Below are 12,530 nucleotides of genomic sequence, written 5' to 3'. Positions count from 1 at the left end.
AAGAAACGGAGATGGATCATGGAAGAAATTAAAAATGAAATCAATTTGGGAAATATCCACCAGGAAGTCAAAACCATTGTTCAAACCTCGGAAGAGCTGAAACAAAATATCATGACCCTGGAAGAAAGTTCGGCTCAGTCGGTCGAGATCTTAAACGAAAACAAGGTCACCATCAACAGCATTTATAACTTACTCACCGCCATGGCAGAAAAAGAAGAACCTATCGAAGATGAGGAAAAAGATAATGTCAACAGTGAACTTTTTTCACTGCTGGAGACCATGGACTTCGATATTAAAAAGCTGAGCTGGTTTTCCGAAGAAAATGTCAAAGTCTTTAACACCATCGTCGCCCAGGCTGATGAAATTGCTAAACTGAGTGAGGAAAATGCCGCTAGCACCTATGAAATCAATTCAGAAATCAATAATTTTACCCAGGTTTCCAACAAGCTTCAGGGGAATATTGTCCGAATCGAAGAAAACTCCAGTCATTCAGTTGATATGCTTAATCAGAATCGATCCACCATCGAGAGTATCTCTGATCTGCTGCTGGATCTTATTGATGGGGTGAAGCAGGCCTCAGGTATTAATTGCGAATTGGACGGCTCGTCCAAACAGATCAGCAAGTTTGTCGATTATATTAAGGATATTTCCCGACAGACCAATCTTCTGGCTCTAAATGCCAGCATTGAGGCTGCCCGGGCCGGAGCCGCCGGTAAAGGATTTTCAGTAGTGGCAGAAGAAATTAAACGGCTATCTGACAGCACCTCTACCTTTGCTACCGAAATCGAACAGATTGTCAATCAGGTCATTGTGGAAGTTGATCGTTCCAATAAATCCATTGAACGGTGCACCATCCGAACCAGAGATATTGAAAATGCTGCCCAGAAATCCGGCGCTGTTATCGAAGAAATTCAGAAAGTACTGATTGAGTTAAACCACTCCATGAATGAAATCAAAGAGATTTCCAGTCTCCAAGTGAACACCTCCCATGGCATTCAGTCCTCCATCGCCAAGGTGTCCGAAGCAGTGGATACCACTCACCGGGTAACCTCCAATACGATTAGCACCATTGTGACGCAAAAGTCAAAAAATATTGAGTTGTTGAATTACTGCACCAAGCTTTCAGAAATGGCCAGTAGTGTTCAGAAACTCACTGCCAAAAATAAAAATAAGAATGAAATTATTTTTGGGGTCAATCCTTTTACTTCGCCGGAAAACATTAAAACCATGTACGTGCCGATCTTAAATGCGGTCTTCAAAAAAATCGGCTATAACGTGCGTACCATGATTGTCAAGGATTATGATGCCCTGAGTGAAGGCATGAAGGAAGGCATCATTGACGTGGCCTGGTTCTCTCCCTTTGCCTATGTCAATGCCCATGAAAAAATCGGTATCGAGCCATTGGTAACCCCAAGAGTCTATGGAAAGGTGTCTTATAATGGCTGTATTATTACCCGCAAAGACAGCGGGGTTAGCAGTTTAAGGGGATTAACAGACCGAAGCTTTGCTTATGTGGATGAGGGTAGCGCTTCGGGATACCTCTATGCTCAGCATAGTATTAAATCTGAAGGCCTGAATCCCAAGACGATTTTCAGTAAGACGTCTTATCTGGGTAGTCATGACAGTGTAATTAAAGCGGTACTGTCTCGGGAATATGATGCTGGAGCCACTTATAACGAAGCCATGGAAGAGGCACAAAAAAGCGGCGTTAACCTGGATGAGCTCCGGATCATTGCGAAAACCCCGGACATCCCCAAGGATGCGATTGCCGTAAATCCGAAATTGCCAAAAGAATTTTCGGATCTTTTAAGACAGGCATTTGTGGAGTATGTGAAAGCACCAAATATCAAATCCCCCGTGGAAGGCTTTGTGGAAAGTGATGATGCCAAATACGATGTCATTCGGGAAGTTATGTAGGGTGTTAAAAAGCAGGTGAATCGGGTATAATCTTTTTGATAAGAAAAGCAAATAACGAGAAAGAGGAGCGAAAATGAAAAGAAATTTCAAGCGATCACTGTCATTGTTACTAGTAAGCCTAATGTTGACTGTTTTAATCCCAAGCGGGGTCTGGGCTTTGGAAGAAACCACTGAGCCAACAGTGGCGCCCTTAAATCCGGGTTTTGTCCAATACCAGGAAGAGGTCAAGTCGGGAACGCTTAACACTTCCACCTTTGATGGCCATTCTCGGGGACATATCCCACCACCGCTGGAACGCTATGAAGGAACAGTTGATGAGGCCACAATAACCCCATCGGCCACCCTCCCAGCCGCCTTTGATCTCCGTGACACTGGTCGTATCACAGCGGTTCGTGATCAGGGCGATTATGGCAGCTGCTGGGCGTTTGCCAGTCTGGCTTCCCTGGAATCCTATTTAAAGAAAGATACCACAGTGGATTTTTCAGAAAACAATCTGATGTGGAATAGCGGTTTTGACGGAACCGCTGATGAAGGTGGAAATTATACCATGGCGACTGCTTATCTGGCGCGTTGGAGTGGTCCGGTCAGTGAGAGCAGTGACCCTTATGATACCCCGAAAAAAACGGGACTATCGCCAATTTATCATATCCAGGAAGTAGTCTCGATCCCAAAATTACCATCAGTGATCAAGCAGGCCCTGATTGATGGAGGGGCACTTTATACCTCGTTACACTATGGCCAATTGGATAGTGAAGAATACTACAACAGTGAAAACGCCTCTTTTTACTACGATGGCGAGGAAGAATCCGATCATGATGTAGTGATTGTTGGCTGGGATGACAATTACAGCCGCGATAATTTTAGTAAAACACCTAAAGGTGATGGCGCCTGGATTATCCGCAATAGCTGGGGAGAGGACTGGGGTGATGGTGGCTATTTCTACTTGTCTTATTATGACACCTATGCCGGCAGCAATGTGACAGCCTTTCATAATGCTCAGGCAACCGATAATTACAGCCAGATTTATCAGTATGATCCATTGGGTAACATTTCAGCTATGGGTTATTCAGATGATGATCAAACGGCTTGGGGCGCCAATATCTTTACGGCAGCTGCCAGTGATAATCTGACCGCTGTGAGCACCTATGCGTTAACACCCGGGACAACCGCAGAGATCAAGATTTATACTGATGTGAACGATAACCAGCCATCCAGTGGGACTTTGCGAACCACCCAGACGGAAACCTTCGTGCAGGGAGGGTATTATACCATTGATTTGGATAATCCAGTGGGGTTGGTGGCTGGACAGAAGTTTGCCGTGGTGATCAAATTTAGAACCCCGGGAACCAGTGAGTCAGTACCCGTAGAAAGTCGTTTTGAAAACTATAGTAGTGCAGCCAGCGCGAATCCTGGAGAAAGTTTTACCAGTAATACCGGAACTGGCGGTTGGTATGACACGTCAAAAAAAGCAGACAGTAATGTTTGTATTAAGGCCTTTACTCAAAGTCGGGACAGCTATGCTAATTGTGTTTATCGTACCCATGTTCAAAATGTAGGCTGGCAGAATTGGCAAAGTAACGGCGGAATTAGCGGCACATCCGCCCAATCCTTGCGGCTGGAGGGAATCGAGATCAAGACAGATAGCAGTGGCTATGATCTGGGGATTGAATACTGTACCCATGTGGAAAACCTGGGCTGGCAGGATTATCAGAGCAATGGCAATATGAGCGGAACTTCCGGCGAATCGCTGCGGCTAGAAGCAATTAAGGTCAGGTTAACGGGTCGTGATGCCAATTTGTTTGATGTATATTATCGGGTTCATGCCGAAAATGTAGGCTGGATGGATTGGGCAAAAAATGACAAGGAAGCTGGCACCGCAGGATTTGGTTACCGCCTGGAGGCCATTGAGATTCAGTTACGACCAGCCGGGTCGGAGGCACCAGGTACCACGACACAACCCTATCTGGAAAACAATTGACAGAAATTCACAACAAAAAAATCCTGGTGTATTATCTTGACAAAGATAATACGCCAGGATACAATGAAAAAGTTATGAGGGAGTAATTTGCGCAATTTGCGTGATAAGTCAACATGCATGGTAGTAAATACCTGGCTTATCTTAATGAGTGAGACTCATGTACAGTTTTCTGTGCTTGGGTTATTTTTCCAGGTGTAGATGCATCTGGCTTTTTTTATGTAAAAATTAAACTTTGAGGGGGATTGAATGAAGACGTATTTACAAACTTCAGAAGAAGTGCTAAAGGAGTTAAACTCCGGAAGAGAGGGGCTTTCTGAGACCGAAGCCGGAGAAAGACTCGTTAAGAATGGGAAAAACAAGTTAGACGAGGCGAAGAAGGATTCATTGGCGAAACGGCTCTTTAATCAATTAAAAGATCCGATGATTGTGATCCTGATTGCGGCCGCCATTATTTCGGGGATCACTGCCGCTTATTCAGGAGAATCCTTTGGCGATGTGATTATCATTATGGCAGTGGTGCTAATCAATTCGATACTCGGTGTTTATCAGGAAAGTAAGGCAGAAAAAGCCATCGAAGCCCTTCAGGCGATTTCCGCGGCCACCTCACGGGTGATCAGAGATGGCAAAATCCAGGAAATTAAAACCGAAGACCTGGTAGTCGGCGATGTGATTCTGTTAGAAGCCGGAGATTCAGTGCCGGCGGATGCCAGACTGCTAGAAAGTGCCAGTCTAAAAATAGAAGAAGCTGCCCTGACCGGTGAAAGTGTCCCGGTTGGGAAGGTGATTACGGCCCTTAATCTGGGAGATCAAAAAGATATTTCGCTGGGGGACCGAAAAAACATGGTTTATATGGGTAGTGCTGTGGTTTATGGTCGTGGTTCAGCAACGGTTGTCGCGACTGGAATGAAAACCGAAATGGGGAAGATCGCCGAAGCCATTACCCAGGCCAAAGAACATGCTACGCCGCTTCAACTTAAGCTTAACCAGTTAAGCAAGGTGCTAAGCTGGTTGGTATTGGGCATTTGTATTTTTATCTTTGCTCTGAGTCTGGTGCGGTTGTATCTGGGCGAAGGAATTACCGGTATTGGCGTTCTTAATACCTTTATGGTGGCGGTATCCATGGCAGTTGCTGCCATTCCCGAAGGTCTGGCGGCGGTGGTCACCATTGTACTTTCCCTTGGTGTAACCAATATGGCCAAAGAAAAAGCGGTGATCAGGAAACTAACCGCTGTTGAAACCTTGGGTTGTACTCAGGTGATTTGCTCCGATAAAACCGGAACCCTGACCCAGAATAAAATGACCGTGGTGGATCATTTCGGTTTTGATGAGCAACTTTTGGGTAAAACCATGACCCTCTGTAATGATGCCTATTTAAATGAAGAGAATAAAGCTGAAGGAGAGCCCACTGAAGCCGCTCTGGTCAATTACGGTTTTTCGCTGGGGTTGAAAAAGGGCGACCTGGAAATAAAGACCCCTCGAGTCGGAGAAGCACCCTTTGACTCTGGCCGAAAACTGATGAGTACGCTTCACAAAATGGAAGATAGTACTTTTACTCAGTATGTTAAAGGCGCTCCGGATGTGCTGATTTCCCGCTGCACCGCCTACTGGGATGGCAATGTTCAGCGACCCATTACTGATGATATCCGTCAAGAAATCAAACAGGCCAATAAACACTTAGCAGATCAGGCACTCCGGGTGCTTGCTGCTGCTTTTCGTGTCTGGGATACTATGCCGGAAGATCAGTCACCGGATTATCTGGAACATGATTTGTGCTTTGCCGGTTTAACTGGTATGATCGATCCTGTTCGACCTGAAGTCAAAGATGCGATTGCTCAGTGCAAGTCGGCAGGTATTCGTCCAGTGATGATCACAGGTGATCATCGCGATACGGCCGTTGCTATTGCTATCCAACTGGGGATTATTGTTGATCCCAAGGAAGCCATCACCGGTGCCCAATTGGATGAGATCAGTGAGGACCAGCTAAAAAAAGATATTGGTAACTACTCTGTGTATGCCCGGGTACAGCCGGAACATAAGGTGCGGATTGTCAAAGCCTGGCAAAATCAGGGGATGATTGTGGCCATGACTGGCGATGGCGTTAACGATGCACCATCGATTAAAACCGCCGACATTGGTGTGGGGATGGGGATTACTGGCACTGATGTGACGAAAAATGTCGCTGATATGGTACTGGCTGATGATAATTTCGCCACAATTGTCAATGCAGTGGAGGAAGGTCGCCGTATTTACGACAATATCCGCAAAGCCATCCAATTCTTACTGTCATCAAATTTGTCCGAAGTGATTGCTATTTTTGTCGCCACCCTGTTGGGATTTACAATCTTAAAACCAGTTCATTTGCTCTGGATTAATCTGATTACGGACACCTTTCCAGCCATTGCTCTGGGCATGGAAGGTGAAGAAGCAGACACCATGAAAAACCCACCCAGAGAATCGCAGGAGGGTATTTTTTCCCGTGGCCTGGGCGTGGATGTGATCTGGCAGGGTGCGATGGTTGCACTGGTTACCGTCGCCGCCTATTTTGTGGGACACTACTTAGAAGCTGGGGTCTGGGAAATTGCCGAAAGTGCCGATGGTATCACGATGGCGTTTTTAACCTTGTCAATGGCAGAAATGTTCCATTCTCTGAATATGCGTAGCCGACGTCAATCAATTTTTAAAATGAAACGTCAGAATAAATTTTTGTTCCTGGCCATGGTGGTATCGCTCGTTCTGACAACAGCGGTTATCTTCATCCCACCCATCGCTGCTGCATTTGAATTCGAAGCAATTAGTCTGACCGAATACTTTGCCGCCATGGGTCTGGCAGTGCTCGTGATCCCAATTGTTGAAGTGGTAAAATTCTTTCAAAGAAAAAAGCAGCATAAGATTTAATGATAGCTTACTGATAAGAGGCCAAAGTAAAGTTTTTTTACTTTGGCTTTAAAAATTAAAAAAATAATTATTTTTGGGAAGAAAACGTGGGCTTCATCCGTTATATAGATAGGCAGAAAAAATTGAGGTGATAATTATTGAAGGGAAGAAAAGAAGGGGAAGCTGATGATGCGCTGATTAAAAAGTATTTAGTAACCGGTAATTCCGGTTATTTTGAGCCCATTGTCGAGCGATATGAGCGATATGCCTATGTCTATGCCTATTCTCTGCTTAAAAACGAATTTGATGCACAGGATGTGGTTGCAGAAAGTTTTTTAAAAGCGTTTACTAAAATCAGGCAGTATCGGCTAGAGAGCAGTTTTAAAAACTGGTTTCTGAAAATCGTTCATAACGAAGCTTTTACTCTATTACGAAAAAATAAGACCATGGTTTATCTGGACGATCAGGAAAATGGTGAAAGCTTATTTACTGATGAGGCCCTGAGTTATGATAACATCGATTCCCTGGATTTTGGGGAGATGCAAAAATCTCTGGATCAATTACCGCATGCGTTAAAAGCGGCGGTGATCCTGCGGTATTATTATGATTGGGATTATAAAAAAATCTGCGCATTTTTAAATATCCCCATGGGAACCCTATCTTCCCGGCTGAACCGGGCCGGTAAAAAACTTAGAAACTTATACAAAGGAGAGATGTAACAATGAGTGAACTCGATAAAATGATGTTCAATCTGGGATTTAATAAAACAGCCGTTAAAAATTATGGCAAAGCCATTCCTTTTACCAGCAGAAAACTGGAAATTATGAGTCGGATCAACCAGGTTAGCATTGAAAAAGCTGAAAATTCAGATCTATTTGCCTTGTTTTATATTTTTTCCATTGCTTTTTCAGTGATGGTGATGCGCTTTATCGTCTTTGCTCAAACGGGTGATTCGCCCTTTATAACGGTTTTTACCGGCATTGTCATTCGTTGTTCCCAACAACTCCAAAATAATCTCAACGTAATATCGTTTATCGTTTCTGCGGTTGTTTGTGTCGGAATAGGCGTGATGATTAATCATTTTAAAAATGAGAATCGCTTCTGTTAGGTTAAGTAATAAAAAAATGAAGGAGAAAGAAAATGTTAAAAAAATTAAGTGTATCGGTTTTAATGATGGTGATGGTATTGCTTCTCACGGTCACCTCGGCATTCGGGGCAACCAATAGCGATCTCAACAACAGCTACCATGATTCGTCAGGAAATATCAACATCGAAGGGCCTTCAGTGGCCAATACGAAATTTGCCTTCACCGGGTCAAATATCACTGCCAATTCGGTATTTGATACCACTACCTTTTTTGCCGGAAACGCCATCACCCTTGATGGGGAGTATAACGGTGATGTTTTTGCAGCAGCGAATACGGTAACCGTTAACGGCAAAATTAATGGGAATCTTTACGCTGCCGCCAATCAGGTCATTATCAATGGCAAAGTGACGCAGGATGTATTTGCTGGTGGATCCGATCTGATCATTGGCAAAGCTGCTGACATTAATCGGGATGTCTTTCTGGCCGCTGCCAATGTAAATATCGATGGAACGGTGGGACGAAATCTCCGGGTTGGTGCTGGTGATGTCTCAATTAATGGTGCGATCAATGGTTTTGTAGAAACAGATGTCGATCAGCTGACCATCAATGACGGAGCAAGTATCACGGGAACCATCAATAATCGCAGTACCAATAAAGCCATTGTAGCCCCAAGTGCCAAGGTGCCTGAAGTTAATTGGGAAAAGGTGTCAAGTAAAGAGGTTAATGAAGTACGGGGACCATCTGTTGGCTCCATTCTTTTATCCATTATTACTAAGCTGGCGTTTATCCTGGTGATCTGGGTTTTAATTAGCTTCTTAACCAAAGACTTTAATGCCAATACGACCGTTATGGCAAAAAAACATATTCTGGCTTCATTGGGAATCGGGGCAGGTTTTTTCTTCTTGTCACCATTGTTACTGATCGTGTCTTTTGTTATTTATGCACCATTTGGAATTGCAATGACCTGTGGGATCATCGCTCTGGCCATTTTGGCGATGCCAATAGCGGCAGTGGTCTTGTCAAAATTATTGATGCGGTTTTTTGATGACAAAATGAAACCGCTGCTTAGCTCATTTGTATCCATCCTAATTATTGCAGCAGCAGCAATCCTTTTGGGATACATCCCAATTATTAATTTTATTGTCTATCTCTTCTTGTATGTTGTTGGTGTCGGCTTTATTTGTTACAATGTGCTGTTCACCAATAGAAAACTAAAAGAAGAACGAAATGAGGGCAATGAAGAGATTTTAATCGTTGATGAAGTTATCAATATGGAAGAAGGTACGACAGCGATAGAAGCGTCAACAGAAGCAATCAAGCTGAATGACGAAGACCCGAATAACTAGTTTGCAATAAAAAAAACAGGCTCCGTTGTGGATGCCTGTTTTTTTTATTTGTTAGTACTTATCGCTCTCCAGATCATCCAACACAATCCGGGTTGTTGGTGCTTCCTGCTTCACCGGCTGCTCAACCGGGGGCTTGGGAGAAGCATGATGAACAGAGCCTTTTTTCTTTATTTTAAAAGCACCCACCATCTGCTTGAGCATTTCAGCCTGACCGGACAGTTCTTCGCTGGCAGCGGCACTTTCTTCAGCAGTAGCAGAGTTTGTTTGAACAACAGTCGAGACCTGTTCAATGCCCTGGGTAATCTGGGCGATTTCAGTGGCCTGATCGTTGGAGGCCCGGGCAATGTTGCCAACCAAACCAGTTACCTTTTCGATTTCACTTAAAATCTCCTTCAAACTCTCAGAGGTTTCATCGGCAATTTTGGTCCCGACATCCACGCTCTCAATGGAGCCTTCGATCAAACCAGTGGTTTCCTTGGCGGCTTCGGCGCTGCGGGCTGCTAGAGATCGTACTTCTTCGGCAACAACAGCAAAACCCTTGCCATGTTGGCCGGCCCGGGCCGCTTCAACAGCGGCATTAAGGGCCAAGATATTAGTCTGGAAGGCAATATCGTCAATCACCTTGATAATTTTTGATATGTTATGGGAGGACTCATTGATTTCACCCATAGCGGAAAGCATTTTATTCATTTGATTATTGCCAACCTCGGCATTATTGCGAACCTCTTGAGCCCGTTCGTTGGCTTCATTTGCGTTTAATGCGTTGGTCTTTGTTTCGCCAGCTACTTCTTCAATGGAGGCGTTAAGCTGCTCGATGGCACTGGCTTGCTCGGTGGTACCCTGGGAGAGCGCCTGTCCGCCATCGGAAATCTGGCGAGCACCGGTTTCAACTTGACCGGCCGCTTCATTGATTTCTGACATGGTTTCGCTGAGGGTGGCGGTAATTCCATTAAGTGCAGATTTAATCGCATGGAAGTCGCCCAGATACTCGGCTGTGATTTCGAGATTTAAATTGCCCTGACCCATTTCTTCCAGGGTATTGGTAATTTCATCTACATAGCGTTTCAAGAAGGCAATGGTCTGGTTCATGGCATCTTTAATCAGGGTATAATCGCCGTTGTAATTTCCGACCATTCCCGTCTTTAAATTGCCTTTGGCCAATTCATTAAGCGTCGTCGAGGCTTCCTGAACCGGTGCCACCACAGCATCTAGGGTGGCATTAACACCGTCGACAATTTTAGCAAAATCGCCCTGGTGTTTGTTGCTATCTGCCCGAGTATTTAATTGTCCATCAATGCCAGCCTGAGCCAGCATATTGGCGTCGCTAATCAGGTTATCGATAGATGTCTGAACCATTTGCAGACTGTCCCTAATTTCATTGAACTGGGCAGAAACTTCAGTCGTGTATTCATCGGCTTCGCCAATGTCCATATCAAAGGCCAGATCACCCTGGGATAAGCGCGTGAGGTTGTGGCCCAGTCGGGTGACCTCATTTTGGGTATAGTCGCTAACCCGAATCATCGGCGTTAAATCAGTGACAACTTCCACAAAACCGGCATTTTCGCCTTTAGAATCCTTGAGGTAAGCGGTATCTTGTTTGTAATTTCGGCCGTACCATTCAAAATAGCTATCCCCCAGACCTTTATCAACCAGTCGCCTGATTCCACATCCTTCGGTCTGGCAGATATCAGCACCAGCATTAAAACAATCCATTCCATAGCCGCTTTTACGGTCAGTGATGACCTTATTGTTGACCATCATGTCTTCAAAGGCCTTATTCATAAAGGTCCATTTCATATCATTATCGGTGACGTGAACTGGGAAGGGGACCGCATCGATGATGGCTTCGTACCAGACCATTTTATCAACGACCGTATCCAGAGTCGCATTGACCCCTTCCACAATTTCTTTAAATCCGCCGTTAAAGGCGTCAGCATCGCCCCGGGTTTGCCATTGGCCCTGAACGGCGGCCAGGGATAGCATGGTTGCTTCCTTAATGAGCCCGCGGATGGTTTCGATGGTCCGTTTTAGGGCTGGTGAAATTTCATCAGCAGGATCAGTTACCTCAATCGTTGCCGAAACGTCGCCGTTAGATATCTGATCCATGGTACCAATGACCATATTCTGGAGATCATCAGCCAGTTTGTTCATGGAAGTGGTCATTTCACCGACTTCGTCTTTGGATTTTACATCCAGCCGAACACCGAGATGTCCCAGGGTCATTTCTTTAATCATATGGTTTAACGAAATAATTGGTTTTGAAATGCTTCGGGCCAGAATATAGGTGGCCAGTCCACCGACCAATAGAATCAACAAGGAGGTCATTAGAATGACGTTTCTCAAGTTATTAATCGGGGCCAGTACGTCATCTTTAAATTTGATAACGATGAGTGTCCAGTTGGTTCCGGGAATCGGGGCATTGTAGGCAAGCTTCGTTTCACCAAGATAGTTATAGGCGATACTACCGGTTTGGCCCACGCCCAATTCTTTGATGGCCAGGGCAAATTCTTTCAAAGGGCCATTGGCATCAATTTCATCAAAAATATTGGTCTGATCCAGTATCAGCTGATCATTAGGATGAGCCATAACGGCGCCATCTTCATTGATCACCATCCCATACTTTCTGACACCATCACCCATGGCATTGGTGATATCTTGCATGAAGGTGGGATCTCGACGTCCCACCAGGAGACCGACTACCTGACCATTATTCTTAATGGGGGCGACTTCAACGACGATCGGCTCATTGGTGACTTCGCTGATGGTTACGTCGGAGATAGATGTTTTTCCGGCAAAACCGTCTTCGTACCAGAATTGACCTTCCGATTTGAATTCGCCACCGCCAATAATATATTTAGCGTTGCCGTTTAGATCCATGACCGCGATATCCTGATAGCCTAAACGTTCCACGTCTCCGGCAATGGAGGTGGCCAGGGTGTTCCAGTCCATCGTAACCGTTCGGGCCCGAAGGGCGATTTCTTCCAGTTTTCCCAGATTACCGGAAGCAACGGCGCCAATATGGCCGGCACCTTCGATGGCAAAGACCTCTTCCTGGGTACTGGATTCACTAGTCAGAGCCGCTGCGCCTAAATTAATGGCAATCAGTCCGAGGGTGAGAACCGCGGCGGCCAGAATCAGAGTGGTGAAAGCCATTAATTTGGTGGACAAACGGATTTTGATCGTTGTTGCACCTTTTTCTTGTGTATGTTTCATGATGATGCTCCTTTCTAAATACTGCGAGTGATGATGCGAGGTATATTTTGATAAAATATCGATAGATCTTGTTGGTTAATAGAATCTTTCATAACAATTAAGAGCGGCCGTTGTC

7 protein-coding genes are annotated in these 12,530 nt (G+C 44.9%); 6 read left to right on the top strand and 1 reads right to left on the bottom strand.

Going from position 1 to position 12,530, the window contains the following annotated elements; all coding sequences use genetic code 11:
* Positions 1 to 18 precede the first annotated feature (18 nt).
* The 6 genes from phnD (at position 19) to DOZ58_RS05830 (ending at position 9,202) form a co-directional block, all read left to right on the top strand.
* Positions 19 to 1,917: a phosphate/phosphite/phosphonate ABC transporter substrate-binding protein gene (gene phnD, locus DOZ58_RS05855; protein WP_111887467.1), complete on the top strand. Its 1,899-nt coding sequence runs from the start codon at positions 19 to 21 to the stop codon at positions 1,915 to 1,917.
* A gap of 73 nt (positions 1,918 to 1,990) precedes the next feature.
* Positions 1,991 to 3,895 carry a lectin like domain-containing protein gene (locus tag DOZ58_RS05850; RefSeq protein WP_111887466.1) on the top strand — a complete coding sequence of 635 codons (1,905 nt, stop codon included), beginning with the start codon at positions 1,991 to 1,993 and terminating at the stop codon, positions 3,893 to 3,895.
* 246 nt (positions 3,896 to 4,141) lie between these two features.
* A complete protein-coding gene (locus tag DOZ58_RS05845) occupies positions 4,142 to 6,790 on the top strand; it encodes a cation-translocating P-type ATPase (RefSeq protein WP_111887465.1) in 2,649 nt (882 codons plus the stop codon).
* Between the two features lie 137 nt (positions 6,791 to 6,927).
* Positions 6,928 to 7,488: an RNA polymerase sigma factor gene (locus DOZ58_RS05840; protein WP_111887464.1), complete on the top strand. Its 561-nt coding sequence runs from the start codon at positions 6,928 to 6,930 to the stop codon at positions 7,486 to 7,488.
* Between the two features lie 2 nt (positions 7,489 to 7,490).
* On the top strand, positions 7,491 to 7,877 hold the full coding sequence (locus DOZ58_RS05835) for a hypothetical protein (RefSeq protein ID WP_111887463.1): 387 nt from the start codon (positions 7,491 to 7,493) through the stop codon (positions 7,875 to 7,877).
* A gap of 32 nt (positions 7,878 to 7,909) precedes the next feature.
* Positions 7,910 to 9,202 carry a polymer-forming cytoskeletal protein gene (locus DOZ58_RS05830; protein ID WP_111887462.1) on the top strand — a complete coding sequence of 431 codons (1,293 nt, stop codon included), beginning with the start codon at positions 7,910 to 7,912 and terminating at the stop codon, positions 9,200 to 9,202.
* A 51-nt stretch (positions 9,203 to 9,253) separates the two neighbouring features.
* Here DOZ58_RS05830 and DOZ58_RS05825 read toward each other — a convergent pair whose 3' ends face one another.
* A complete protein-coding gene (locus tag DOZ58_RS05825; RefSeq protein ID WP_111887461.1) occupies positions 9,254 to 12,415 on the bottom strand; it encodes a methyl-accepting chemotaxis protein in 3,162 nt (1,053 codons plus the stop codon).
* Positions 12,416 to 12,530 lie beyond the last annotated feature (115 nt).

The sequence above is a fragment of the Acetobacterium sp. KB-1 genome, assembly GCF_003260995.1.
GTDB classification, from domain to species: domain Bacteria; phylum Bacillota; class Clostridia; order Eubacteriales; family Eubacteriaceae; genus Acetobacterium; species Acetobacterium carbinolicum.
This window is presented reverse-complemented; position numbering and strand designations above follow the sequence as displayed.

Coding starts and splice junctions, on each gene's coding strand:
- phnD (WP_111887467.1), top strand. CDS start 19: ATGGAAGAAATTAAAAATGAAATCAATTTGGGAAATATCCACCAGGAA.
- DOZ58_RS05850 (WP_111887466.1), top strand. CDS start 1,991: ATGAAAAGAAATTTCAAGCGATCACTGTCATTGTTACTAGTAAGCCTA.
- DOZ58_RS05845 (WP_111887465.1), top strand. CDS start 4,142: ATGAAGACGTATTTACAAACTTCAGAAGAAGTGCTAAAGGAGTTAAAC.
- DOZ58_RS05835 (WP_111887463.1), top strand. CDS start 7,491: ATGAGTGAACTCGATAAAATGATGTTCAATCTGGGATTTAATAAAACA.
- DOZ58_RS05830 (WP_111887462.1), top strand. CDS start 7,910: ATGTTAAAAAAATTAAGTGTATCGGTTTTAATGATGGTGATGGTATTG.
- DOZ58_RS05825 (WP_111887461.1), bottom strand. CDS start 12,415: ATGAAACATACACAAGAAAAAGGTGCAACAACGATCAAAATCCGTTTG.